This is a genomic window from Motiliproteus sp., assembly GCF_965230735.1.
In the GTDB taxonomy this organism is placed as follows: Bacteria; Pseudomonadota; Gammaproteobacteria; order Pseudomonadales; family Balneatricaceae; genus Motiliproteus.
Window position 1 is genome coordinate 1,079,417 of the sequence record NZ_OZ246016.1, and the last position, 25,479, is coordinate 1,104,895.

General features: G+C 56.1%; 17 protein-coding genes, 2 tRNA genes and 3 rRNA genes. 13 read left to right on the top strand and 9 right to left on the bottom strand.

Annotated features, from left to right (window positions below; genetic code table 11):
• Nucleotides 1–303: 303 nt before the first annotated feature.
• Nucleotides 304–1,413 (bottom strand): polyamine ABC transporter substrate-binding protein, encoded by a 1,110-nt coding sequence (locus ACO05M_RS05055; RefSeq protein WP_421868551.1) that lies wholly within the window; start codon nt 1,411–1,413, stop codon nt 304–306.
• A gap of 51 nt (nt 1,414–1,464) precedes the next feature.
• Nucleotides 1,465–2,802, bottom strand: coding sequence for a glutamine synthetase family protein (locus tag ACO05M_RS05060; protein ID WP_421868553.1), 1,338 nt, complete (start codon nt 2,800–2,802; stop codon nt 1,465–1,467).
• Between the two features lie 211 nt (nt 2,803–3,013).
• On the opposite strand from ACO05M_RS05060, the gene ACO05M_RS05065 reads away from it, so the two are divergent.
• Together ACO05M_RS05065 and ACO05M_RS05070 are read left to right on the top strand one after the other, a co-directional pair.
• On the top strand, nt 3,014–4,294 hold the full coding sequence (locus ACO05M_RS05065) for an NAD(P)/FAD-dependent oxidoreductase (protein ID WP_421868555.1): 1,281 nt from the start codon (nt 3,014–3,016) through the stop codon (nt 4,292–4,294).
• Between the two features lie 29 nt (nt 4,295–4,323).
• Complete coding sequence (locus ACO05M_RS05070; protein ID WP_421868557.1) at nt 4,324–4,992, top strand: TetR/AcrR family transcriptional regulator; 669 nt, start codon at nt 4,324–4,326, stop codon at nt 4,990–4,992.
• A 17-nt stretch (nt 4,993–5,009) separates the two neighbouring features.
• Here ACO05M_RS05070 and ACO05M_RS05075 read toward each other — a convergent pair whose 3' ends face one another.
• The 6 genes from ACO05M_RS05075 to coaBC all read right to left on the bottom strand — a co-directional run bounded on the left by ACO05M_RS05075 (nt 5,010) and on the right by coaBC (nt 10,847).
• The gene (locus ACO05M_RS05075; protein WP_421868559.1) at nt 5,010–5,939 is read right to left on the bottom strand and encodes a nucleoside recognition domain-containing protein; all 930 of its coding nucleotides are present in this window, start codon (nt 5,937–5,939) and stop codon (nt 5,010–5,012) included.
• 17 nt (nt 5,940–5,956) lie between these two features.
• Nucleotides 5,957–6,556: a nucleoid occlusion factor SlmA gene (slmA, locus tag ACO05M_RS05080; protein ID WP_421868561.1), complete on the bottom strand. Its 600-nt coding sequence runs from the start codon at nt 6,554–6,556 to the stop codon at nt 5,957–5,959.
• Between the two features lie 9 nt (nt 6,557–6,565).
• On the bottom strand, nt 6,566–7,501 hold the full coding sequence (gene argB, locus ACO05M_RS05085; protein WP_421868563.1) for an acetylglutamate kinase: 936 nt from the start codon (nt 7,499–7,501) through the stop codon (nt 6,566–6,568).
• A 17-nt stretch (nt 7,502–7,518) separates the two neighbouring features.
• Nucleotides 7,519–8,910 carry a phosphomannomutase/phosphoglucomutase gene (locus ACO05M_RS05090; protein WP_421868565.1) on the bottom strand — a complete coding sequence of 464 codons (1,392 nt, stop codon included), beginning with the start codon at nt 8,908–8,910 and terminating at the stop codon, nt 7,519–7,521.
• 170 nt (nt 8,911–9,080) lie between these two features.
• Nucleotides 9,081–9,536 carry a dUTP diphosphatase gene (dut, locus tag ACO05M_RS05095; RefSeq protein ID WP_421868567.1) on the bottom strand — a complete coding sequence of 152 codons (456 nt, stop codon included), beginning with the start codon at nt 9,534–9,536 and terminating at the stop codon, nt 9,081–9,083.
• 96 nt (nt 9,537–9,632) lie between these two features.
• Complete coding sequence (gene coaBC / locus ACO05M_RS05100; protein ID WP_421868568.1) at nt 9,633–10,847, bottom strand: bifunctional phosphopantothenoylcysteine decarboxylase/phosphopantothenate--cysteine ligase CoaBC; 1,215 nt, start codon at nt 10,845–10,847, stop codon at nt 9,633–9,635.
• Nucleotides 10,848–10,945: 98 nt separating this feature from the next.
• On the opposite strand from coaBC, the gene radC reads away from it, so the two are divergent.
• From radC to ACO05M_RS05155, 11 genes are all read left to right on the top strand, one after another.
• Entirely contained in the window at nt 10,946–11,620 is a 675-nt protein-coding gene (radC, locus tag ACO05M_RS05105; protein WP_421868570.1) for a RadC family protein, read from the top strand.
• 212 nt (nt 11,621–11,832) lie between these two features.
• The gene (rpmB, locus tag ACO05M_RS05110) at nt 11,833–12,069 is read left to right on the top strand and encodes a 50S ribosomal protein L28 (protein ID WP_421868572.1); all 237 of its coding nucleotides are present in this window, start codon (nt 11,833–11,835) and stop codon (nt 12,067–12,069) included.
• 11 nt (nt 12,070–12,080) lie between these two features.
• The gene (gene rpmG / locus ACO05M_RS05115) at nt 12,081–12,236 is read left to right on the top strand and encodes a 50S ribosomal protein L33 (protein ID WP_421868574.1); all 156 of its coding nucleotides are present in this window, start codon (nt 12,081–12,083) and stop codon (nt 12,234–12,236) included.
• A 110-nt stretch (nt 12,237–12,346) separates the two neighbouring features.
• Nucleotides 12,347–13,560 (top strand): IS3 family transposase gene (locus tag ACO05M_RS05120; protein ID WP_421862467.1). Its coding sequence is split into 2 segments (ribosomal slippage): nt 12,347–12,689 and nt 12,689–13,560, totalling 1,215 coding nucleotides; the frame shifts between segments, so codons are not numbered across the junction.
• A gap of 67 nt (nt 13,561–13,627) precedes the next feature.
• Entirely contained in the window at nt 13,628–14,443 is an 816-nt protein-coding gene (mutM, locus tag ACO05M_RS05125; RefSeq protein WP_421868576.1) for a bifunctional DNA-formamidopyrimidine glycosylase/DNA-(apurinic or apyrimidinic site) lyase, read from the top strand.
• Between the two features lie 634 nt (nt 14,444–15,077).
• Nucleotides 15,078–16,617, top strand: a 16S ribosomal RNA gene (locus tag ACO05M_RS05130).
• A gap of 214 nt (nt 16,618–16,831) precedes the next feature.
• A tRNA-Ile gene (locus ACO05M_RS05135) sits at nt 16,832–16,908 on the top strand.
• 108 nt (nt 16,909–17,016) lie between these two features.
• A tRNA-Ala gene (locus tag ACO05M_RS05140) sits at nt 17,017–17,092 on the top strand.
• 214 nt (nt 17,093–17,306) lie between these two features.
• Nucleotides 17,307–20,198: ribosomal RNA gene (locus ACO05M_RS05145) — 23S ribosomal RNA — on the top strand.
• 112 nt (nt 20,199–20,310) lie between these two features.
• A 5S ribosomal RNA gene (gene rrf, locus ACO05M_RS05150) occupies nt 20,311–20,426 on the top strand.
• The 16S, 23S and 5S rRNA genes sit together here with 2 tRNA genes alongside, the layout of an rRNA operon.
• Before the next feature lie 318 nt (nt 20,427–20,744).
• Nucleotides 20,745–22,496 carry a CHASE domain-containing protein gene (locus ACO05M_RS05155; RefSeq protein WP_421868578.1) on the top strand — a complete coding sequence of 584 codons (1,752 nt, stop codon included), beginning with the start codon at nt 20,745–20,747 and terminating at the stop codon, nt 22,494–22,496.
• Nucleotides 22,497–22,549: 53 nt separating this feature from the next.
• On the opposite strand, the gene ACO05M_RS05160 is transcribed toward ACO05M_RS05155, so the two are convergent.
• Nucleotides 22,550–25,426: a DUF748 domain-containing protein gene (locus ACO05M_RS05160; protein ID WP_421868580.1), complete on the bottom strand. Its 2,877-nt coding sequence runs from the start codon at nt 25,424–25,426 to the stop codon at nt 22,550–22,552.
• Nucleotides 25,427–25,479: the final 53 nt, after the last annotated feature.

Below are 25,479 nucleotides of genomic sequence, written 5' to 3' on the forward strand. Positions count from 1 at the left end.
CCGTAGGGGCGCGTCAAGGATGACGCGCCGGAAAGTCGGTACAAGGATGTACCGTCTTTCCGCCTCAGGCTGGTTTTGATAGCGCCGTAGGCGCGTACCCGCAGGGCGTTCTCGCAGGGGCCGCTTAGGTTTCTTAAGGATATGGCGGCGCATATCCTTAAGGCGCCGATAGGCGCAACAAAACCTTGAGAACAACCCGGAGCTTTATTGAACTTCGCTTAGCTCAGCATTACAGGGGGCTGTTTACAGTGATAGCTTGAAAAAAGGGCGTCGATGGACGCCCTTTCGTGTGACAAACGGTAATTACCGCCCGGTCTTGATACTGGTCCAGAGCCGGGTCTTCAAACGCTCGATCTTCAACGGTGTGATCTCGGAGATAAACAGATTGTTCATTGTCTCCTTGTTCGGGAACACCGTTTCGTCGTTGCGCAGCTCCTCGTCCAGCAGCGGCATCGACTCCGGATTCGGGTTGGCGTACCAGACGTAGTTGGTGATGTCGGCGATCACCTGCGGGCGCATCACATAGTCGATAAACCGATGGGCGTTGTCCTTGTTCTTGGCGTCGGCCGGGATCGCCATCATGTCGAACCAGATGTTGGTGCCTTCTTTGGGGATGCTGTAGAGCACCTCCTGTCCGGTTTCGGCCTCTTCGGCACGGGCAGCGGCCTGGATCACGTCACCGGACCAGCCCATCGCCACGCAGGTTTCGCCGTTGGCCAGATCCGCAATATAGGATGAGGAGTGGTACTGCTTGATGTAGGGGGCGACCGACTTCAGCAGTTTGGCCAGTTCGCTGTTGCTCTTGTAGTCGGCCGGATTCTTGCTGTTGGGGTCTTTACCCAGGTATTGCAGCGCAATCGGTAGTACTTCGTCGGCCGAATCCAGCAGGGTGACGCCGCAGCTCTGCAGTTTTTTCAGGTTTTCCAGATCGAAGATCAACGACCAGCTGTCGACTGGCGCCACGGTGCCTAATACTTCGGCGACTTTAGCGGGGTTGTAACCCAGCCCGGTGGTACCCCACATATAGGGTAGTGCGTGTTTGTTGCCCGGATCGACGGTCTCCAGCTGTGCCATCAAGATCGGGTCCATATGCTTGCGGTTCGGCAGCTTGGAGGAATCCAGCGGTTCGAACACGCCGGCCTTGATCTGGCGACCGAGGAAGTTGGAGGACGGCACCACCAGGTCGAAGCCGGAGTTGCCCGCCAGCAAACGGGCCTCCAGGGTTTCGTTGGAATCGAACACGTCGTAGGTCACCTTGATGCCGGTTTCCTGTTCAAACTTTTCGATCGTGTCCTCGGCGATGTAGTCGGACCAGTTGAAGATCTTCAGCTCACCGTCAGCCAGGGCGCTGTTGGCAGCAACCAGGGTGCTTAAGGTCAGTATCGGAAATGCCTGCTTCAGCAGCTTTTTCATCACGTCTCTCCGGTTGTTATTTTTTGATGCGGATTAGGTTTGTTTCCGGGTTTATACACTCAACAGCAGATGCTCACGCTCCCAGGAGCTGATCACCCGATTGAAGGCTTCGAATTCGGCTTGCTTGACGCCGGTGTAGGCGCGTACGAAGTGCTCGCCCATCACCTGCTTGAGCTCAGGACACTCGTCCAGCAGGCGCAGTGATTCCTCCAGGGTTCGCGGCAGCTGAACCTCGCCGTAGCTGTTGCCTTCGACCGGCTCGGTGGGTTGAATTTTCTGTTTAAGTCCCAGGTAGCCACAGGCCAGAGATGCGGCGATGGCCAGGTAGGGATTGGCGTCGGCACCGGGGAAGCGGTTCTCGACCCGGGTAGCCTCGGCAGGGCTCAGCGGTACCCGCAGGCCGGTGGTGCGGTTGTCGATACCCCACTCCAGGTTGACCGGCGCGGCGATCTCCGGGGTAAAGCGGCGGTAGGCGTTGACGTTGGGGGCGAAGAACGCCATCGCGGCGGCGCTGTAGCGTTGCAGCCCGCCGATAAAGTGCAGCAGTTTGTCGGAGTGGCTGCCATCTTTGTTGGCGAAGACGTTGTTGCCGCTCTTCTTGTCGATCAGACTCTGATGGATATGCATCGAGCTACCTGGCTCCTCCTCCATCGGCTTGGACATGAAGGTGGCATAGATATCGTGCTGGAAAGCGGTTTCACGGGTGGTGCGCTTGAACACGAACACCTGATCCGCCAGTGACAGCGGATCACCATGGTGAAAATTGATCTCCATCTGGGCCTTGCCGGATTCGTGAATCAGGGTGTCGACGTCCAGCTCCTGCCGGTCGCACAGGCTGTAGAGGGTGTCGATGATCGGTTCGAACTCGTTGACCGCATCGATGCTGTAGGACTGGCGAGCGCTTTCGGCGCGGCCGGAGCGTCCGACCGGGGGCTTGAGTTCGTAATCCGGATCCAGGTTCTTCTGCACCAGGTAGAACTCCACCTCCGGTGCAATTACCGGGGTCAGGCCCTCATCATCAAAGAGTTTCAACACCCGCTTAAGGACGTTGCGGCTGGACAGCTCGTGGGGCTGATCGGTCTCCATGTTATGGCAGTCGAAGATGATCTGGGCGGTCGGTTCCTTAGCCCAGGGGACCAGCCTCAGAGTGGTTTCATCGGGCACCAGGGCCATATCGCGATCGGCCGGGTGAACCAGATCGTCGTGCTCTTCGGCCCAGTCGCCGGTTACCGTCTGCACCAGAATGCTCTCGGGTAGGCGGGGCTCGGGATCACCGATGAACTTGCGGGTCGGGAGGAATTTTCCGCGGGCGTTGCCGGTCATGTCCGGCACCAGGCATTCGATCTCTGTAATTCGATGTTGTTGCAGAAATCGTTTGATCAACTCCATGGGGCACCTGTGGTTTGTTGGTTGAACAGATTGCTTCGGTCTATTGCATTGCTTGATGTAAAAACCGAGTAAAGTTTCGAGTTTCAGACTAGATCAACATTTTCTTTAAATCAACAGAAAATAATTTATGTCGCCATTTAATGTGCTTGTTGGGCCAAAAAAACCGAGCTATCATTCGAATTAAATCATCAGTCAGCGCAAGAGGTTTTCGATGGCAATGTCCGGATATGATCCCTCCTACTACACCGCAACCGCTAACCCAACGACCGAGTATCCGGCACTCAGCGAGGCGGTAGAGGCGGATATTTGTGTGATCGGTGCCGGCTTCACCGGGTTGTCGGCGGCACTGCATCTGGCCGAGCGCGGATACAAGGTGGTGGTGCTGGAGTCACACCGGGTCGGCTGGGGAGCGTCCGGGCGTAACGGCGGCCAGGTCTGTGTCGGCCAGCGTCAGGGGCAGCAAGAGCTGGAGAAAATGCTCGGTGATGAGCATGCCCGCCGACTCTGGGATCTGGCCGAAGAGTCCGTGGCCCTGGTCAAGCAGTTGATCGATCAGCATCAGATCCAGTGCGATCTGAAACCCGGCATCCTGCACACCGCTCACAAGCCCGGCTATGTGTCAGAAATGCGTGAAGAGGTGGAACATCTACAGCGACATTACGACTATGACGCGGTTGAATTTGTCGAGCAGGATGAACTGCGTCAGATGCTGGATACCGAGTACTACTACGGCGGTCAGCTGTTCAAAAATGCGGCCCATCTGCATCCATTGAACTATGCCTTGGGTTTGGCCGATGCGGCGACCAAGGCCGGCGCAACGATCTACGAACAGAGTGCGGTTTTGGAGACGCAGGACGGTGCTACCAGCCTGCTGAAAACCGCCGAAGGCTCGGTCCGTGCCAAGCAGGTGGTGCTGGCCTGCAACGGCTATCTGGATAAGCTGGAGCCGCGGGTGGCGGGTAAGATCATGCCGATCAACAACTTCATTATCGCCACCGAGCCGCTCGACGAAGAGCTGGCGCACAAGCTGATCCGCGACGATGTGGCGGTGGCTGACTCCAAGTTTGTGATCAACTATTACCGGCTGTCGGCCGACAAGCGGCTGCTGTTCGGCGGTGGCGAGAACTATCGACGCAGCTTTCCTTCGGATATCAAAGGCTTTGTCCGCCGCTATATGCTCGAGGTCTATCCGCAGCTGGAAGACGTTCGAATCGATTACGGCTGGGGGGGAACCCTGGCGGTGACGATGAATCGGATGCCCCATTTTGGCCGGGTCGGCAACAACACCTATGTGGCTCAGGGCTATTCGGGGCATGGGGTGGCGATGGCGACGCTGGGCGGCAAACTGCTGGCCGAAGCGCTTAGCGGAACCCTGGAGCGTTTCGATCAGTTTGCCAAGGTGCCGACGCCGACCTTTCCCGGTGGTACACTGCTGCGCTGGCCGGGTATGGTCGCGGGTATGCTGTATTACTCGATTCGGGACCGGCTATAAGCCAATCTATCGTTTTAGCAGGGGGCCACTTGGCACAGGACAACAAACCTTCCATTGCGGCTGAGCCGCCGACCACCAGTCGCGTCAGCCCCCGACGACGCCCGAGCCAGAAGCGCTCCAAGGCCCGCAGTCAGCAGATTCTGGATGCCACGGCCGAGTTGCTCGATGAGGTTGGCGTCGATGATCTGACCACCAACCTGATCGCCAAGCAGGTCGGTATTTCGGTCGGCTCCTTGTACCACTACTTTCCGAATAAGCATGCGATTCTCTACGCCCTGGGTGAGCGTTGGCTCGAACAGACCCGGCTGCTGTTGGAACAGATCGACCAGTGGCCGTTGGCCACCCTGAGTCTGCGTGAGTTCGTCGATAAAGTGGTGGATCAGAACCTGAAGGTCTACAAGAAGCAGCAGGGGGTATTGCCGCTGGTGCAGGCGATGTTCGCCATTCCCGAGCTGCGGCCGCTGGATCAGTACCACGATGATATGGTGATCGCGGCAATGGCCAAGGTGTTCAAGCAGCTGGGCGCCCACAAGCATGTGCATGAACGGGAGCGAATCGCCCGGGCCTATCTGGAACTCACCCATGCGTTGCTGCTGGTGGTGGTTACTCAACAGGGTCAGCGGGCCAAGCGTACCCTGGATGATCTGAAGTGGATGGTGGAGGCGCTATTGCAGCGCCACCTGACCGATATCGAGTAGTCGTTAACCGGCCCTGGTTAGAACAGCAGCACATGCAAAAGTGTGCGAAGCAGGATCGCACAGATTGCACCGAGCACTGCCGGTAGCACCACCGCTGCGACTCGTCGGCCCGCCGACATCATCACCGCGACTCCGGCCAGATCCATCGGGTGGATCAGAAAGCCCGCCAGTCGGTTCAGCTCGGTGCCACTGATCAGCCCCTGATTGATGTAATCGACCGTGACCCCCATCATCGCCATGCCGCCGGCGATATACTTGGCCAATACCGGCAGCAGCGTCTGTTGCGGCAGGTCCAGGCTGGTAAACAGCGGTGCCAGCAGTCCCTCCAGTTGCTCGATCACACCCAGTGTCCGGAGGCTGTAAACCACCACGAGCGCCAGGACCAGCATCGGCAGCGCCGCGATGGAGATATCGAACGCATCCTTACCGGCCCGCTGGATCACCGCGAACAGGCTGGAGCCGTCCTCGTGATCGCAATCGAGTTTCTGGTCCACCTCCTGGGTCGAGAGATTGCGGCCAAACAGATGGTAAGTCAGCGCCGCGGCGATGATGCCGCAGCCGAGCGAGATCAGGATCGTACCCCAGACATCGAGGCCGACCGTGGCCATCGGGAATACCACGTTGGCCTGGGCCAGGGTCAGCACCAAGGCCAGGGTGGCGGCGATATGGCGGCTGGAGATACCGCCGCGGTCCATCATCGCCAGGGTCGCAACCGGGGCTGCGAAGCTGACGAACAGCACCTGGATCATCGCAAAGATGCCCAGTCCGGGAATGCCGAACGGCTTCAACAGTGGCGAGCAGAGCCGTACCACGTGATCGAGTACGCCGCGCGATTCCAGCAAGCGCATCAACGTCAGCATCACGATCATTACCGGCAGCAACACGAACAGCGCCAGTTCGATACCGGCACGACCGGCGTCCAGGATCAGCTGGGCGATCTCATTCATCGATCAGGCTCGTTATGTCAGGGGGTGCGAAACAGCGGTTGCGCCAACAACGGCCACTGATCATCCCAGCCCTGGGTCGGCGGTTGCTTGAACTCGCTACGCACGAACTGGCGGATTCGTCCTTCGACGCAGGCCATCAGTAGGTTGGCACTGACGATGGCACTGGCCTGGGTGCGCAGCCCTTCCTTCATTTCGGCTTCGCGCAGGATCTGACGCAACTGGGTCTCGAGACGGTCGAACACCTGGCTGACCTGCTGGCGCAGCCGATCGGTTTCGCCGGCTAGGGCTTCGCCGGTCATGATCCGGGCCATGCCGGGGTTGCGCTCGACGAAGGCCAGTACCAGGGTCAGGATCTGCTCGCACTGCTTCAGGCTGTTGCCGTCGCTTTGGACGATCATCTTTACCCGTGAGAACAGGGTCTCTTCGATAAAGCTGATCAGGCCCTCGAACATCTTCGCCTTGCTGGGGAAGTGCCGATAGAGCGCGGCTTCGGAAACGCCGACCTCGCGGGCCAGCGCCGCGGTGGTGATACGGGCGCCGGGGTTGTTCTCCAGCATCAGCGCCAGAGACTGCAGGATCTGCTCACGACGGGACAGCTTGTCGTTGGTCTGGGTCATCGGACTTCCTTAGTCTTCCTGGTTGCTGTCGCTGTCATCGCTCAGCGCATTGGTGATCAGGGTACCGACGCCGGCATCGTCGCTGAAGATCTCCAGCAGCGTGGCGTGAGGGACTCGACCATCAATGATATGGGCACTGGTGACGCCCTCTTTAACGGCTGACAACGCACAGCCGATCTTCGGCAGCATGCCGCCGTAGATGGTGCCGTCTTCGATCAGACCGTCGACTTGGTCGGTCGACAGACCTGTCAGCACATTGCCCTCTTTATCCAGCAGACCTTCGATGTTGGTCAGCAGGATCAGTTTCTCGGCCTTCAGCACCTCGGCGACCTTACCGGCCACCAGGTCGGCGTTGATGTTGTACGAGCTGCCGGAGTGGCGGCCGACGCCGATCGGTGCGATGACCGGGATAAAGTTGCTGTTGACCAGGGTGTCGAGCAGCTCGGTGTCGATCTGCGACACTTCACCCACGTGGCCGATGTCGATGATCTCCGGCGCGGTCATCTCCGGGGTCTTGTGCTTGACCTTCAGCTTCTTGGCCTTGATCAGCTTGCCGTCCTTGCCGGTCAGGCCCACCGCGCGACCACCGTTGTTGTTGATCAGACCGACGATGTCTTTGTTGACCAGACCGCCCAGCACCATCTCGACCACATCCATGGTGGCGCTGTCGGTGACCCGCATGCCGTTGACGAAGTGGGATTCGATATTCAGCTTTTTCAACAGATCACCGATCTGCGGGCCGCCGCCGTGGACCACGATCGGGTTGATGCCGACGGTTTTCATCAGCACGATGTCGCGGGCGAAGCTGTTTTTCAGCTCCTCGTCGATCATCGCGTTGCCGCCGTATTTGATCACCAGGGTCTTGCCGGCAAAGCGCTGGATATAGGGCAGCGCTTCGGTCAGTACGTTGGCCACATTCATGGCCGAATCACGGTTCAGGGTCATGGTGTTCTCGTTGCTCGTTATTCGTTGGGAATCGTCAGGCCGGCGTCGACCGCGTGCAGGTTCTGCTGGAACTGATTGCGGATCCGCGCCAATGCCTCGGCGGTTTCGGCTTCGAAGCGCAGCACCAGTACCGGGGTGGTGTTGGAGGCGCGCACCAGGCCCCAGCCGTCCGGGTAATTGACCCGGATACCGTCGATGGTGTGCGGCTCGCCACCGGGGTAGTCGGCCTGCTGCAGCTGTTCGATGATGGCGAACTTGTTCTCGTCGGTGACCTCGATATTGATCTCCGGGGTGCTGTGATCCTCCGGGAAGGCCTGGAAGATCTCGTCGCAGGTGCGGCTCTCGTTGGACAGGATCTCCAGCAGCCGGGCAGCGCCGTAGAGACCGTCGTCAAAGCCGTACCAGCGCTCCTGGAAGAAGATGTGGCCGCTCATCTCGCCGGCCAGGTGGGCGCCGGTCTCTTTCATCCGCGCCTTGATCAGCGAGTGGCCGGTCTTCCACATCTGCGGCTTGCCGCCGCCTTCCTCGAGCACCTTGTGCAGCAGGCGCGAGCATTTGACGTCGTAGATGATCTCGGCGCCGGGGTTGCGGCTGATCACGTCGAGGCCGAACAGCATCATCAGCCGGTCCGGATAGACGATATGACCTTTGTTGGTCACCACGCCAACCCGGTCACCGTCGCCGTCAAACGCCAGGCCAACATCGGCGCCCTGGGCTTCGACTTCGGCGATCAGGTCCTTCAGGTTGGCGGGCTTGCCCGGATCCGGATGGTGGTTGGGAAAGTTGCCGTCGATGTCGCAGTACAGCTCGGTCAGCTCGCAACCCAGCGCTTTCAGCAGGCGTGGTGCCAGCTCGCCGGCGACACCGTTACCGCAGTCGACCACCACCTTCAGCGGGCGGCTGAGTTTGACGTCGCTGACGATCCGTTCGATGTAGTCGTTGGAGACGCTGATCTTGTTGATCGCGCCCTGGCCATCGACGTAGTCCTGGGTTTTGATCCGGGTCAGCAGGGCCTGGATATCGTCGCCGGACAGGGTCTTGCCCTGGATGACGATCTTGAAGCCGTTGTAATCCGACGGGTTGTGGCTACCGGTGACCATCACGCCGGAGCGGCTCTCGAGAATGTTGGTGCCGTAGTAGGTCACCGGAGTCGGCACCATGCCGATATCGAGCACGTCGCGGCCACTGGCGCGCAGGCCAGCGATCAGCGCGGCACTCATCTCGGGGCTGGAGAGACGGCCGTCGGCACCGACGACAACGCGTTGCTCGTCCTGGGCGGCGGCTTCGGAGCCGATGGCACGGCCGATGTGGTAGACCACGGCGGGGGTGAGGGTGTCACCGACCACACCACGAATATCGTAGGCCCGGAAGATGGACTCGGGCAGGTTGTTGGGTAGTGGGTATTCCATTGACTCTATTTCCTAAAAACTCAAAAACATAAAGCTTCAACCTGGCTAGGACAGGTGCGTCAGGGTTAGGCAAAAGTCGGTGAAAAAGCGCAGTTTACTGTGGGTAAGTGAGCATTTTGAACCGACTTTTAACGACGCCCTGGCGTGCCTGGACAGTTAAGTTGGAGCTTTCAGTGGCGGCCTGAATGACCAAAGCCACCTTCGCCGCGATCGGAGTCGCTGAACTCGTCGACGATCTCGAAATCGGCCTGGACCACCGGGACCAGCACCATCTGGGCGATCCGCTCGCCCGGCTCAATCCGGAAACTCTGGTTGCCACGGTTCCAGCAGGACACCATCAGCTGGCCCTGGTAGTCGGAATCGATCAGCCCGACCAGATTGCCGAGTACGACCCCGTGCTTGTGGCCCAGACCAGAGCGCGGCAGTAGCATCGCGCACAGACCGGGATCTTCGATGTGGATCGCCAGTCCGGTTGGGATCAGCTGGGTTTGACCGGGCTCAAGATCGATCGCCTCGTCGATCAACGCGCGCAGATCCATGCCGGCAGAACCGGGGGTGGCGTAAGCGGGCAGCGGGAATTCGGTACCGATGCGGTCGTCGAGAATTTTTACCTGTAACTGTTTCATCTAACTGTCTCTGGATCGTCGTCACTGGATAGCGAGTCGGGCTCAAGATCCAGTGAGGTTAATCGTTATTTGTGAAGCTTCGTCTGAAGCCTCAGATTAATTGTTGGGGTTCAAGCGTTGGGCGATCAGGTCGACCAGGGTTCGGGCCAGTTTGTGTTTGCTGGTCTGGTCGATCCGCTGCTGGTCGTTCGCACTGACCACCGTGACGGCGTTGTCGTCGCTATTAAAGCCGATCCCCGGTTGTGCCACGTCGTTGGCGATCACCAGGTCGAGCTTCTTGCGCTCCAGCTTGCCACGGGCGTGCTCGATCACCTTTTCGGTCTCGGCGGCAAAGCCCACCGTGAACGGCCGCTGGGGGTGGGAGGCGACCGTGGCGACGATATCGGGGTTCTTGACCAGCTCGATCGTCATCTGTTCGTTGTTCTTTTTGATTTTCTGCTCGGCCACGCTGGCTGGTCGGTAGTCGGCCACCGCAGCAGCGGCGATAAACAGATCGCAGTTGCCCAGTTGTTCTTCAGCCGCGTCGAGCATCTCCTGAGCACTATCAACACGGACCAATTCGACACGAGCAGGCGGCGCCAACGAGACCGGGCCGCTGATCAGGGTGACCTTGGCGCCGGCTTCGGCAGCCGCTTCGGCCAGTGCATAGCCCATCTTGCCGGAGCTATGGTTGCTGATATAGCGCACCGGATCGATCGCCTCACGCGTCGGGCCAGCGGTGATGCAGACTTCCATGCCGCTCAGGGTGCCCTGCTCGAATTCGGCAGCACAGAGTTCGGCCAGCTGTTGTGGTTCCAGCATTCGGCCGGGGCCGCTGTCGCCGCAGGCCTGGTCGCCAACCCCCGGCCCCCAGATCTCCATTCCCAGTTTTTCGAGCGCGTCGACGTTGTCGGCGGTTCGCTGGTCGCGCCACATCGCCTGATTCATCGCCGGGGCAATGGCAATCTGAGCATCGGTGGCCAGGCAGAGGGTGGTCAACAGATCGTTGCCCATACCCGCGGCCAGACGTGCGATAAAGTCGGCGCTGGCCGGTGCGATCAGCACTAGATCGGCCCATTTGGCCAGTTCGATATGGCCCATGCCGGCTTCGGCTTCCGGGTCCAGCAGGTGCTGGTGTACCGGGTTGCCGGACAGCGCTTGCAGGGTCAACGGGGTGATGAACTCGGCTGCTGCCGGGGTCAGTACGATACGCACCTCGGCACCGGCAGTTTTCAGCTGTCGGGTCAGCTCGGCGCTTTTATAGGCGGCGATGCCGCCGGTCAGACCGAGCAGGATGCGTTTGTTGGTCAGTGAGTCTAAAACCTGTGTCATGGCAGTCGCTTGACGGTTAGTAAAAGCTCACTATGCTAACACTGGCTTACGCATCTGCGTAACTGCCTTTTTAGATGTCGATATTTCAGGGAGGAAATATGGCGATATCCGATTGGCCCCTGTCGGAACGACCACGAGAAAAGCTGCTGCGTCGTGGGGCAAAATCTCTTTCAGATGCCGAATTGTTGGCGATTTTTCTTCGAACCGGGGTGGCTGGTAAGAGTGCCGTCGATCTGGCCCGGGAGCTGATTGCCGAGTTTGGAAGCTTGCGGGCTTTGCTGGCGGCCGATCAGCAGCATTTTTGTCGTGCCAAGGGGCTGGGGCAGGCGAAGTTCGCTCAGCTGCAGGCGGTGCTGGAGATGGGGCGGCGGCACCTGGATGAAGAGCTGCAACGGCTGGACTGTTTTACCAGCCCGGCCCAGACCATGGCATTCTTACGGCGTCATCTGCGTGACCGTCAGCGAGAAGTGTTTGCCCTGATGCTGCTCGATAATCAGCATCAGTTGCTGCATTACAACGAGTTGTTCGAAGGCACCCTCGATGCGGCGGCGGTCTATCCCCGTGAAGTGGTCAAGCTGGCGTTGCAGCACAATGCCGCCGCCGTGATCCTGGCCCATAATCATCCTTCAGGTGTTGCCGAACCCAGCCTAGCGGACCAGCAGATAACGAAACGTTTAAAGGATGCCTTGGCATTGGTCGATATTCGGGTCTTGGATCACCTGGTCGTCGGGGACGGGCGGCCGATATCCTTCGCCGAGCGAGGCTTGCTTTGAAGCCGAGTTTGACCGGTCGAATAAAAAACGATCAATTGTTTGCCATCACCTGGGCTTTGCTATAGTATCCGCGCTCCTGTCCACGGTATGGGATGTATGTTCGCAATGGGTGCGGACGCTCCGCCTGAGGTTGGATCGATAAACGGCAGTGTTAGGGCCCGTCGATTATTCACACCAATAAGTTCGGACAGCGAGAAACTAAGGTATCTACCATGGCTCGAGTATGCATGGTCACCGGCAAGCGTCCGGTAACCGGAAACAATGTTTCCCACTCACAAGTTAAAACCCGTCGTCGTTTCCTGCCTAACCTGCACTGGCACCGTTTCTGGGTAGAAAGCGAGAACCGCTTCGTTCGTCTGCGTGTTTCCTCCAAGGGTATGCGTGTTATCGACAAGAAAGGTATCGACGCGGTTCTGGCCGAAGTTCGTGCCAACGGCATTAAGGTATAAGGAGACTTACGATGCGCGATAAGATCAAGATGGTTTCCAGTGCCGGCACCGGTCACTTCTACACCACTGACAAGAACAAGCGGACTACTCCGGAAAAACTGCAGATGAAAAAGTTTGACCCGGTTGTTCGTAAGCACGTCATGTACAAGGAATCTAAGATCAAGTAAGTTTGATCGAATGTATCCTTAAAAAAGCCCTGCTAGTCAGGGCTTTTTTGTGCCTGCTGTCCCGTCCTGAATAACGTTGACACTTTTCGATCATTAACTCGGGAAGTGACATGAAAACAAAGACTAAACGTACTCAGAAAGATTATTCCCTCGCCTTTAAATTGTCGGTTGTCGACCAAGTAGAAGCCGGTGAACTGTCCTATAAGCAGGCACAGCAGCGTTACGGCATCCAAGGTCGCTCAACCGTATTAGTTTGGCTACGTAAGCATGGCAGGCTAGATTGGTCTCAAGGATCAGATCACCAGGCAAAACTAATGTCAGACAAGCCTTCAGAACTTACCCCAGAGCAGCGGATCAAGGAGCTTGAGCAACAGTTGGCAGATGCCCAGCAAAAAGCGGAGTTCTTCGAAGCGGTGGTTGATGTGCTCAAACGGGATCACGGGGTCCGTGTCGTAAAAAAGCCTCGCGGCAAGTCATCGAAGAACGGCAGGTCACAGGGCTGACGGTTACTCGAGCTTGCCAAATCCTCGGTATCAGCCGACAGGCCTACTATCAGCAACGCCAGCGAGCGAAACAGCAAGCAAAGATGCGTTGTTCCATACTGAGCTTTGTTCAACGTGAGCGTATGCAGCAACCTCGGCTGGGAGCGCGTAAGCTACTGTCCCTGCTCAATGCCGAAACGGAATGTAAAATCGGCCGGGACAAACTATTTGAACTGCTCAGGGATCGCCGCTTATTGGTCCAGCGACGCCGGGCATATCACAAGACTACGCAGAGTCATCATCGTTTCTGGTGCCATCCTAACTTGCTAAAGCCCGGTGCAGAGCAAGAGCAAGCCACACGGCCAGAACAGATCTGGGTCGCGGATATCACCTATCTTCCAGTCAGGGACGGAGAGGCCTATCTGAGCCTGGTTACCGATGCGTATTCACGCAAAGTCGTCGGCTATCACGTACACGGTGATTTGAGGGCTGAGTCCGTATTAACGGCCTATCAGAAGGCCTTGGATGGTTACCAAGGTAGCGCCGGGCTTATCCATCACTCTGACAGGGGGATACAGTACTGTTCAAAGCGCTATCAGGCCGTACATAAGGAGCACGGTGTGCGTTGTTCGATGACGGATGGGTATGACTGCTATCAGAATGCGCTTGCGGAAAGAGTAAACGGGATTCTGAAAGGTGAGTATCTGCTGAGAAAGCCAGAGGATCTAGATCAGGCCACGATCATGGTTGATGAGTCGATCCGACTCTACAATACACGGCGGCCACATATGGCCTTAAAATACAAAACGCCCGATGAGGTGCATCGGGCGTTTTCAACCTGAAAGGATGTCAACCTATATCAGGACAAGACATGCTTATTTTGTGAATGACGGTTTTGGAAGTGAGTCGATGCCTGAGTTGCCCGAAGTAGAAACCACCCGGCGTGGGATTGCTCCTCATCTTGAGGGCAGGAAGGTTGCTGCAGTAACGGTACGCCAGCCGAAACTGCGTTGGCCGGTGCCGGATCATCTGGCCCAAACGTTATCTGGGCAGCAAATCCGCAGGGTCGCAAGGCGAGCAAAATATCTGCTGATCGAATGCGAGACCGGAACCCTGATTATCCACCTGGGAATGTCCGGTAGTTTGCGCCTGATCGATGGGGCTTTGCCTGCGGCCAAGCATGACCATGTCGATATTCAGTTGGATAACGGCTGCGCATTACGGCTAACCGATCCTCGTCGTTTCGGTTCTGTGCTTTGGCAGAGTGAAGAGGACGAGGAGCACCCGCTGTTGCAGCAACTGGGGCCCGAGCCCTTCGATACGATTTTCAACGGTGAGCGGCTCTATCAAATGTCGCGGGGCAAGCGCCAGGCAGTAAAACTGTTCATCATGGATAACCGTACCGTCGTGGGGGTCGGGAATATCTATGCCAACGAAGCGTTGTTCCAGGCTGGTATCGATCCCCGTCGAGCGGCAGGCAGAATTTCGCAGGCGCGCTATCACCTGTTGGCGGAAAAGATCCAGCAGGTATTAAGACGGGCGATAGAGCAGGGTGGTACAACCCTGAAAGATTTTGTTGGCGGCGACGGAAAGCCGGGTTACTTCCAGCAGCAGCTGCATGTGTATGGGCGTGGTGGTGAGGAGTGCGATCAGTGTGGTTCGATGCTTCAGCAGGTCGTCCTGGGGCAGCGGGCCACGGTATTTTGCCCAGAGTGTCAGCGCTAACGTTCAGCCACTTTTTGATAGGCAAAAGAAAACCCGCACGAGGCGGGTTTTGCAATCCTTAGCAGCTTAGTGCTGGCACCCAGTCCTTTGGGTGGATATTGGGGCAATCCTTGCCGGCATTCCGTGCCAAGACTCTTCATCCTGAAGAGTTTCCTGTGCCGCATCCTTACGGCTAGTGCGTCCATGCAGGTCAAATATAAGTGGCACTCGATCATCGGGCTATAGGAATAATTCCTATTTTTGCGAATAGAGTTGTGATTTCTCGTTATTTGAGTCTTATCAAAGAACGTGGTTAACCCTGTTGTTGTTCATGTTTTGAGCAGTCTGAAAAAGATCTGATTTTTTTGTAGATTGGGTGTTGACGGTCGAAAACTGTCGCCTATAATACGCGCCTCGCTTGAGACGAAACGTCCTAACGGACAACGACACAAGCAACGCTCTTTAACAAATCGACCATGCAATTCGTGTGGGCACTTGCTGGGATAGGACAGCAGATATTCTCCGGAATATCACAAAGACTTATCAAAGTAAGTGACTCGTGAATTCATACGACACTATACGTACTTACGTTTAGTTAAGTTATTCCAGTTTTACTTTGAGCAAAAATTCGTTGGCTTCGGCTGACAACTTTTTTGAACTGAAGAGTTTGATCATGGCTCAGATTGAACGCTGGCGGCAGGCTTAACACATGCAAGTCGAGCGGTAACAGGACTAGCTTGCTAGTTGCTGACGAGCGGCGGACGGGTGAGTAACGCGTAGGAATCTACCTAGTAGTGGGGGATAGCCCAGAGAAATTTGGATTAATACCGCATACGCCCTACGGGGGAAAGGAGGGGATCTTCGGACCTTTCGCTATTAGATGAGCCTGCGTGAGATTAGCTAGTTGGTGGGGTAAAGGCTCACCAAGGCGACGATCTCTAGCTGGTCTGAGAGGATGATCAGCCACACTGGGACTGAGACACGGCCCAGACTCCTACGGGAGGCAGCAGTGGGGAATATTGCACAATGGGCGCAAGCCTGATGCAGCCATGCCGCGTGTGTGAAGAAGGCCTTCGGGTTGTAAAGCACTTTCAGCGAGGAGGAAAGGATGTAGGTTAATACCCTGCATCTGTGACGTTACTCGCAGAAGAAGCACCGGCTAACTCCGTGCCAGCAGCCGCGGTAATACGGAGGGTGCGAGCGTTAATCGGAATTACTGGGCGTAAAGCGCGCGTAGGCGGCTAAGTCAGTCAGATGTGAAAGCCCCGGGCTCAACCTGGGAACTGCACCTGATACTGCTTAGCTAGAGTTTGGTAGAGGGGTGTGGAATTTCCTGTGTAGCGGTGGAATGCGTAGATATAGGAAGGAACACCAGTGGCGAAGGCGACACCCTGGACCAAAACTGACGCTGAGGTGCGAAAGCGTGGGGAGCAAACAGGATTAGATACCCTGGTAGTCCACGCCGTAAACGATGTCTACTAGCCGTTGGGGAACTTGATTTCTTAGTGGCGCAGCTAACGCGATAAGTAGACCGCCTGGGGAGTACGGCCGCAAGGTTAAAACTCAAATGAATTGACGGGGGCCCGCACAAGCGGTGGAGCATGTGGTTTAATTCGAAGCAACGCGAAGAACCTTACCCGCTCTTGACATCCAGAGAACTTTCTAGAGATAGATTGGTGCCTTCGGGAACTCTGAGACAGGTGCTGCATGGCTGTCGTCAGCTCGTGTTGTGAAATGTTGGGTTAAGTCCCGTAACGAGCGCAACCCTTGTCCTTATTTGCCAGCGATTCGGTCGGGAACTCTAAGGAGACTGCCGGTGACAAACCGGAGGAAGGTGGGGACGACGTCAAGTCATCATGGCCCTTACGAGCGGGGCTACACACGTGCTACAATGGGCAGGACAAACGGTCGCGAAGCAGCGATGTGGAGCTAATCCGAGAAACCTGTTCGTAGTCCGGATCGCAGTCTGCAACTCGACTGCGTGAAGTCGGAATCGCTAGTAATCGTGAATCAGAATGTCACGGTGAATACGTTCCCGGGCCTTGTACACACCGCCCGTCACACCATGGGAGTGGATTGCACCAGAAGTAGCTAGCTTAACCTTCGGGAGGGCGGTTACCACGGTGTGGTTCATGACTGGGGTGAAGTCGTAACAAGGTAGCCCTAGGGGAACCTGGGGCTGGATCACCTCCTTAAACGAAGCTGCCGTTCTGGTAAGTGCTCACAACGAATTGCATGGTTGGATGTTTTAGAGAGCGCCATTCGATGTTCTATCGGATGGAACTTAGGCGAAGGATGTTTTGCTACAGGCAAGGCGCTGACCAAGAGAAAGAGGGAGTGTGCAAATAGCACATGACCGATTGAACGAAGGAAGCAACGTAGCTTGGAGTGAAACAAACGAGCATAAGTGGGTCTGTAGCTCAGTTGGTTAGAGCGCACCCCTGATAAGGGTGAGGTCGGTAGTTCAAATCTACTCAGACCCACCAATTTTGTGCATCTCGTCGTTGCAGCTTCACTCGCATAGCAGGCTATGCGTCACGAAACTGCGCCTGGATCTGCGCAAAATTGGCACTTATTAAGCCTAGGGTTTTCATGGGGCTATAGCTCAGCTGGGAGAGCGCCTGCTTTGCACGCAGGAGGTCAGCGGTTCGATCCCGCTTAGCTCCACCATTTCTCAAGAAGCCAAAAGCTAATGATTAAACAGTTTGTTTATCCATTACCTTTTGTTTTCTTCGGAAAACACGCTCTTTAACAAAGTGGATCTGTGATTGAAGCAATCAAATTGAATCAGTTTAATTTTATTGTGTTCGATCAAGCGTTTATATCTGGCGATTAATATCGTATTAGTTCTGACTGATAACTTGAACACTGTTTTGGGTTATATGGTCAAGTGACTAAGCGTGCACGGTGGATGCCTAGGCAGTCAGAGGCGATGAAGGACGTTGTAGCCTGCGATAAGGTTCGGGGAGTCGGCAAACAGACTTTGATCCGGACATTTCCGAATGGGGAAACCCACCCGTCATAAGGCGGGTATCTTGACCTGAATACATAGGGTCAAGAGGCGAACCCGGGGAACTGAAACATCTAAGTACCCGGAGGAAAAGAAATCAACCGAGATTCCCTCAGTAGCGGCGAGCGAACGGGGATTAGCCCTTAAGCGTTTTGAGTTTTAGCGGAACACTCTGGAAAGTGTGGCCATAGTGGGTGATAGCCCCGTACGCGAAAAGGCTCTTAATGTGAAAACGAGTAGGACGGGGCACGTGAAACCTTGTCTGAACATGGGGGGACCATCCTCCAAGGCTAAATACTCCTGACTGACCGATAGTGAACCAGTACCGTGAGGGAAAGGCGAAAAGAACCCCTGTGAGGGGAGTGAAATAGACCCTGAAACCGTGTACGTACAAGCAGTGGGAGCGGTCCTTGAGACCGTGACTGCGTACCTTTTGTATAATGGGTCAGCGACTTAATTTCAGTAGCAAGCTTAACCGTATAGGGGAGGCGTAGGGAAACCGAGTCTTAATAGGGCGTCAAGTTGCTGGGATTAGACCCGAAACCGAGCGATCTACCCATGGGCAGGTTGAAGGTTGAGTAACATCAACTGGAGGACCGAACACACGTATGTTGAAAAATGCGGTGATGACCTGTGGGTCGGAGTGAAAGGCTAATCAAGCTCGGAGATAGCTGGTTCTCCTCGAAAGCTATTTAGGTAGCGCCTCGTGTCTCACCTTGGGGGGTAGAGCACTGTTTCGGCTAGGGGGTCATCCCGACTTACCAACCCGATGCAAACTCCGAATACCCAAGAGTGCAATCACGGGAGACAGACGGCGGGTGCTAACGTCCGTCGTCAAAAGGGAAACAACCCAGACCGTCAGCTAAGGTCCCAAAGTTACAGTTAAGTGGGAAACGATGTGGGAAGGCTTAGACAGCTAGGAGGTTGGCTTAGAAGCAGCCACCCTTTAAAGAAAGCGTAATAGCTCACTAGTCGAGTCGGCCCGCGCGGAAGATTTAACGGGGCTCAAACTGTACACCGAAGCTACGGATGCCACTTTGTGGCATGGTAGAGGAGCGTTCTGTAAGCCGTTGAAGCGGAAGCTGTAAGGCACCGTGGAGGTATCAGAAGTGCGAATGCTGACATGAGTAACGATAAAGGGTGTGAAAAACACCCTCGCCGGAAGACCAAGGGTTCCTGTCCAATGCTAATCAGGGCAGGGTGAGTCGGCCCCTAAGGCGAGGCAGAAATGCGTAGTCGATGGGAAGCAGGTTAATATTCCTGCACCTCAGATAAGTGCGATGGGGGGACGGAGAAGGTTAGGCTAGCGCGGCGTTGGTTGTCCGCGTTTAAGGATGTAGGTTTGGATCTTAGGTAAATCCGGGATCCTTTAAGACTGAGATCTGATGACGAGCTCTCTTTTGAGCGAAGTAGTCGATACCATGCTTCCAGGAAAATCCTCTAAGCTTCAGCTTATTTGAGACCGTACCCCAAACCGACACAGGTGGTCAGGTAGAGAATACCAAGGCGCTTGAGAGAACTCGGGTGAAGGAACTAGGCAAAATGGTACCGTAACTTCGGGAGAAGGTACGCCGGTTTTGGTGATGGGACTTGCTCCCTAAGCTGAGGCTGGTCGAAGTGAAATGGTGGCTGCAACTGTTTATTAAAAACACAGCACTCTGCAAACACGAAAGTGGACGTATAGGGTGTGACGCCTGCCCGGTGCTTGAAGGTTAATTGATGGGGTTAGCTTAGGCGAAGCTCTTGATCGAAGCCCAAGTAAACGGCGGCCGTAACTATAACGGTCCTAAGGTAGCGAAATTCCTTGTCGGGTAAGTTCCGACCTGCACGAATGGCGTAATGATGGCCACACTGTCTCCACCCGAGACTCAGTGAAATTGAACTCGCTGTTAAGATGCAGCGTACCCGCGGCTAGACGGAAAGACCCCGTGAACCTTTACTACAGCTTCACACTGAACTCTGAACCTACTTGTGTAGGATAGCTGGGAGGCTTTGAAACGTGGACGCCAGTTTGCGTGGAGCCAATCTTGAAATACCAGCCTGGTATGTTTGGGGTTCTAACCCAGACCCGTTATCCGGGTCGGGGACAGTGTGTGGTGGGTAGTTTGACTGGGGCGGTCTCCTCCCAAAGCGTAACGGAGGAGCACGAAGGTACCCTCAGCATGGTCGGAAATCATGCAATGAGTGCAAAGGCATAAGGGTGCTTAACTGCGAGACAGACACGTCGATCAGGTACGAAAGTAGGTCTTAGTGATCCGGTGGTTCTGTATGGAAGGGCCATCGCTCAACGGATAAAAGGTACTCCGGGGATAACAGGCTGATACCGCCCAAGAGTTCACATCGACGGCGGTGTTTGGCACCTCGATGTCGGCTCATCACATCCTGGGGCTGAAGCCGGTCCCAAGGGTATGGCTGTTCGCCATTTAAAGTGGTACGCGAGCTGGGTTTAGAACGTCGTGAGACAGTTCGGTCCCTATCTGCCGTGGGCGTTTGATACTTGAGAAGAGCTGCTCCTAGTACGAGAGGACCGGAGTGGACGAACCTCTGGTGTTCGGGTTGTGTCGCCAGACGCATTGCCCGGTAGCTACGTTCGGACGGGATAACCGCTGAAAGCATCTAAGCGGGAAGCCTCCTTCAAGATAAGGTATCACCAGGGCCTCGAGCCCTCTGAAGAGCCGTTCAAGACCAGGACGTTGATAGGCTGGGTGTGTAAGCGTTGTGAGGCGTTGAGCTAACCAGTACTAATTGCTCGTGCGGCTTGACCATATAACGCCAAAGCGGTGTTAGGTTGGCACTGATACGAAACAAGCTAGATATAAACGATCGACACATTGAACTGATTCAAGATTACCAATTACAGATTCACTTACCTTTTTTGCTTGGCGACCATAGCGATTTGGAACCACCTGACCCCATCCCGAACTCAGCAGTGAAACGAATCAGCGCCGATGGTAGTGTGGGGCTTCCCCATGTGAGAGTAGGTCATCGCCAAGCGCCTAATACGAGAAACCCCTAGCACGCTGTGCTAGGGGTTTTTTCGTCTTAGCGGCTCTGACCTACAGCCGGTATGTGAGAGTAGGGCCACGGCGGAAACAGACGAAGCGAAGCTTTGTCCCGGCGGGGCGACTGCGGCGTGTACGCCCGCAGGACTTCCATCGCCAAGCGCCTAACGAGGCTGTACCAAGTTTTTTTGTATTAGCGCCTTCCGGCGCTACGCGCCGGGAAGCCAACACGTATCGGGACCGCTGAGTATTTTTATCGATATCGGTTTGTTGTTGTTAAACGGACGCTTTTTTAGTTCATAATCAGCCCATGGATTCAAACAAGGTCAAGTTACTCCGTCTGGCCTGGGCCGCCATCACGCTGTTGGTGCTGGCTCTGCTGCTGATGCTGGATATCAGTCGTCAGCGCGAAGCATTGCAGCTAGAAAGCCGAGTGATCTATGAGTTTGCCCACGAGCGTACGTTGGTAAACGAGGTTCTGTTGCAGAACCTGGTCGAGCTGGTCGAGAGCGATCCGGATAATATCGCTGCAATCAAGCGTTATGCCCACGAACTGCGTGAACTCTATCCCCATATCCGTCGTCTGTTGTTGCTTCAACGGGTCGAGGCCGACGAGCTGGAAGTTCATGAGCAGCGGATGCGTCAAAACGGCTTTACCGAGTATGCGGTTCGCAGCAGTGAAGAAGGCTCGCTACTGGAGGCTGCTCAAGCCTCGCTTTATTATCCGGTCGTATTCGCCGAACCCCTCGATGTTGAGGGCCTCAGGCTGTTGGGACGCGATGCCTATTCGGTCAGTCAGAACCGCCAGGCCCTGATTCAAGCCAGTTATTACCTCAGTGTTTTCGCCGCTGATCCTTACCCGCTCGAGGATGGCGAGATTGGTTATCGGCTGATGCATGCGGTTGATCCGGTTTATACCAACAGCAATGAATCCGAGTTGATCGTTGAGTTAGTGCTGAGTGTTAACGAGTTACTGCCTCCGCTGCCCCATATACAGCGTGGAGTGTCGGTTCGTTTGTTTGACGATGAGGGTAATCAGCTGCTGCATCGCGATAATCGTGAGGCGTTCGGAAGCTGGTTGCTACCCAAGATCGAAGAGCGTCGACCGATTACCCGTTTTGGTCAGTCGCTACAGCTGTTGGTTGAAAAACAGTTGGTCTGGCGTGGGATGAATTGGCCGGTTGAGCTGATCGTTTTGCTTTTCTCCATCGTCACCTATCAGTTTACCGTGCAGGGTTATCGCCGTCGGCTTGAGGCGGAAGCCCAGATGCGGCAGTTGAATATTCAGTTACGCCAGGAACGGGACCTGCTTGAGCAGCGGGTTTTGGAGCGGACTCAGGAATTGGTCAGCCGTAATTCCGAATTGGGCAATCAGATGCAGGAAAACCGGCGCCTGACCCAGCGGGTATTGGACATTCAGGAGATCGAACGGCGCAATCTATCCCGTGAGTTACACGATGAGATGGGACAGGCCCTGACCGCCATCCGCACCGATGCCCGACTGCTGCAAAAATTGACCGAGGATGATCAGGACTCGATGATCCGGACCTCCGCCGAAGCGATCGATACCACGGCGCAGCGTATCTACGGCGTGACCTATGGTTTGATGAGGGCCCTGCGTCCGGCCGCGCTGGATGATCTGGGACTGGTCGATGGACTCAAGCAATGCATCTCTACGTTCAACTTCGATGGTATCGGTACGCAACTTCATCTTGATCTGCGAGGACCGTTGAACGAGCTTCCGGACAGCTTGTCGATCCATTGCTACCGGTTGGTACAGGAGGGGCTGACCAACTGTGTCAAATACGCCCAGGCCAAGAACCTGTGGTTGTCACTATCGCTGAACACGGGCAAGTTCGGCCGACCGGGTAAGCTGGTCATTCAGATCGAAGACGACGGGCTCGGCTTTGAACTCAAAGAGGACCAGGAAGGCTTTGGTCTGATCGGGATGCGCGAACGCGCGTTGGCCAATGACGGTAAGTTCAACATCAACTCGGCACCGGGGCTGGGGACGCAAATCAGGATTGAGCTGCCCATCCCCGCGCTTGATGCCGATCTATAAAGCGACCTACCTGGCCGGTAGGCCGCTGTCAGCTAGGACTCCGACGCGATAGCTTAGAGTCCCATCCGGACCTGGGGCTTGAGTTGTAGCGTTGTATCGATTTTCGCCAAACAACTGAACAACTGATCGTCGTTGGCCTTAAGCTGGTCGATCAGATAAGACTTGACGCTAATGCCCCGCTCTTCAGCCAGGTCCTGCAGCTGGGCTATTTCCAAGGGCGTTGGTGCCGGCGCCGCAGTGGGCGCAGAGGCTGATGCGGCAGACGCGCTTGCCGGCGGCTTAGATGCCGGCTTCGGACGTTGTTGAATGACCCACTCCAGATCCGAGGCAACACTGATTCCACAAAGCTTGAGTCTCAAGCCTTTGCGTTCCTGCAGTATGCCGCCAATCTTGGCCAGGTAGTCCTGACCAACGGGCGTCAGCTGTGAGGAGCCGGGCTCGAAATAGACCGGTTCCAGCTTGATGGCACTGCCCTCAGCGGCATCGAGAGCCATGCGGCCGAGGCTGAGCAGGGCACCGTAGGGCTGTAGCGATGCACTCAGATAACCCATGGCCGCCTCTTTGGCGACCTTGGTCATGACGATATTGATAACGCTTTGAATCCCGAATTCAGGGTCGTCCAAAGAGCCTTTAACCGGCAGATCAAGCTCGACATTGTCCTTGTCATCGGTCAGCAATGCCACGGCGACGCCCAGCGGCATTCCCAGTTGTCCATCGAACTCCTGTGTCGAGTTCGGACCGGCCGGCTCTACGGACAGGTTGTTGATGCTGAGCTTGTTCGTGCTGTTGACCAGCCCCTCGTTAATCTTGCCCTGGCTGGTCAGGCCGAGCTTACCGCTCTCGAACTCATAGCCGGTGGCCTGGTTCATGAAGCGGCTGAAGGGCGGAAGGGCCATGCCCTTAATCCGGCTTTGCCACTGGGCGTTGGTTTTGTCGGCAAACAGCGCGTAGCTGCCGTCGAGCTCGATTTCACCGAACCGATTGGCTTTAGCCTTGAGCTTGAATGGCGAACTCTGATCCGACAGGGTATTGAGCTTGGCCAATGAAAGCTCGCTCAGGGTCAGTTGTACCGGCTTGGTTTGGGCCTTGAGCTTGGGTGAGTATTCGGAAAGCAGAATCGTGGCCGGTTGCTGCAGTGTTAACTCAGCCAGCGTGAAGGGGAAGGGAGGCTGTTGCTGCGTCTCTTTCTCGGTCTGCTTCTGTTCATGAGACTGTTCTGACCCGGCGTTGGGCTGCAATTTGGCCAGCCATTCCTGCCAGCGGTAGGGCGTTTTGTCGGCCCCTAGATCAACCCGAGCGACCAATGCTCCAGGTTGGATCTGAGCAATGGATGCACCCTGTTTGGAGCCCGACAGCTGGGTAATGGTCAGCTGGTCCAGGGTCAGCAACGGCTCATTATTGCCCAGCTGCAGCTTGGTTAATTGCAGTTTGTCGCTGGCCAGCTGGTTCGGGGCTGGAGCGTTGAGGCCCGTCAGGCTGAAGTTATCCAGTTGGATCAGATCGGTTCCATCCTGATGCTGCACCTTTAGCGGTCCCAGGGCCAGGTCTCCGCTCAGTGCGTTCAGTTGCTGGGTTTCCAGATCCAGTGCCAGGTCACCCTGCCAGCGGCGTGATTGGTTGCTCAATTGCAGCTGTTGGAGGTTGACCTGGGCGGGTGCCGTTTCAAGCAAGCCTTTGAAAAGCAGTTGCTTCAGGTTGGTTTCCAGTTGTCCGGTGAGGGCGATCTGTTGTTCGTTGACCTGCAGCTCGGGTTGGCTCAGCCTGAGCTGGTTCAGCTGCAACTGGCCGTCCGTGGTCAGCTTCTGCAGGCCTTCTTCTCCCAGCGCAACATCGACTTTACCCTGCCAGCTGCGTGACTGGTTGCTCAATTGCAGCTCGGGTAGGTTGATCTCGGCGGTGCCGGTGTTGAGGTTGCCGTCAAAGTGAATTTTTTGCGTGCCTTTAAGATCGATCTTGGCTTTAACGGATATGTCACTCTCTTTCAGTGCCAGGCCGGCGTCCGCGAGTTCCAGCTCCAGCTGTTTAAGCTGCAAATCGTTGTTGCTCTGGATGCCGCTCAGATTGCCCTGCGCAAGCTGCTGTGCGGCGCTACCTTGCCAGCGGATCTGGGGTGTTGCTGTTTTGAGGCCATCGGCCTGATAGGTAAAGCCATCCAATCGCAAGCTGCCCGACTGCTGCAGGGCAAAGCCGCTGTCGCGTTGCTCGACATTGATGGTCAGTTCGGTACTGAGCAGACCTTCAAGGCCTGGTACCCAAGGTGCGCTAAGCGGGGCCAGGTCCAGCCGATCGAGTTTGATGTCGAATTCGAGTTGGGGACGTTGGGCCAGCGGGGTGCCCTTGGTGTCGATACGGATCGGGCTGCCATTTAGCTCACCGTTGACGGTCAACTCGGTATGCTTGTCCGGCGTCCATTGATACAGCAGCTTCAGGGTGGCCTGATCGATCTGTAACCGCTGAGAGAACTGCGGGTTTTGATAGGACGCCTGTAGGCGGTCAAATTGAAAACCGTTCAGCCCCCAGCGCCAGTCGGTGCCTTCACTGCTGTCTGATTCCTCCTCGGCCGCTTTCGGTAGCGTTAAGGGCCCCAGCTGTATTTCGCTGCCTTTCTGGCGCAGGTGGAACGCGGCATCGGACAGGTTGAGGCGGGTAAGCTGGAGCCGTTTATCCCATAATGCACCATAGCTGACTTCGGCTTCGAAACGGCCGACCTTGAGTTCGGGCTGTCCGGCGGACTTGGCGCTCAGGCCCATGATTTCCAGATAGCCGGTCCAGGGATTGAGGTAGGCCGACGCCAGGCCGACCTGTTCGGCGCCCAGTTGCTTGAGCTGCTGTTTGAGTTGTAACTTCAATACCAGGGCTGGGCCGAAGCTGATAGCTAGCAGCATTACCACCAAGGTGGTGCCGATCCACAGGGATTTACGATTTCTCATGGCGTGACAAGAGCCTCTGCGGAGCGTAAACGGCCCGCGACAATGAACGGATG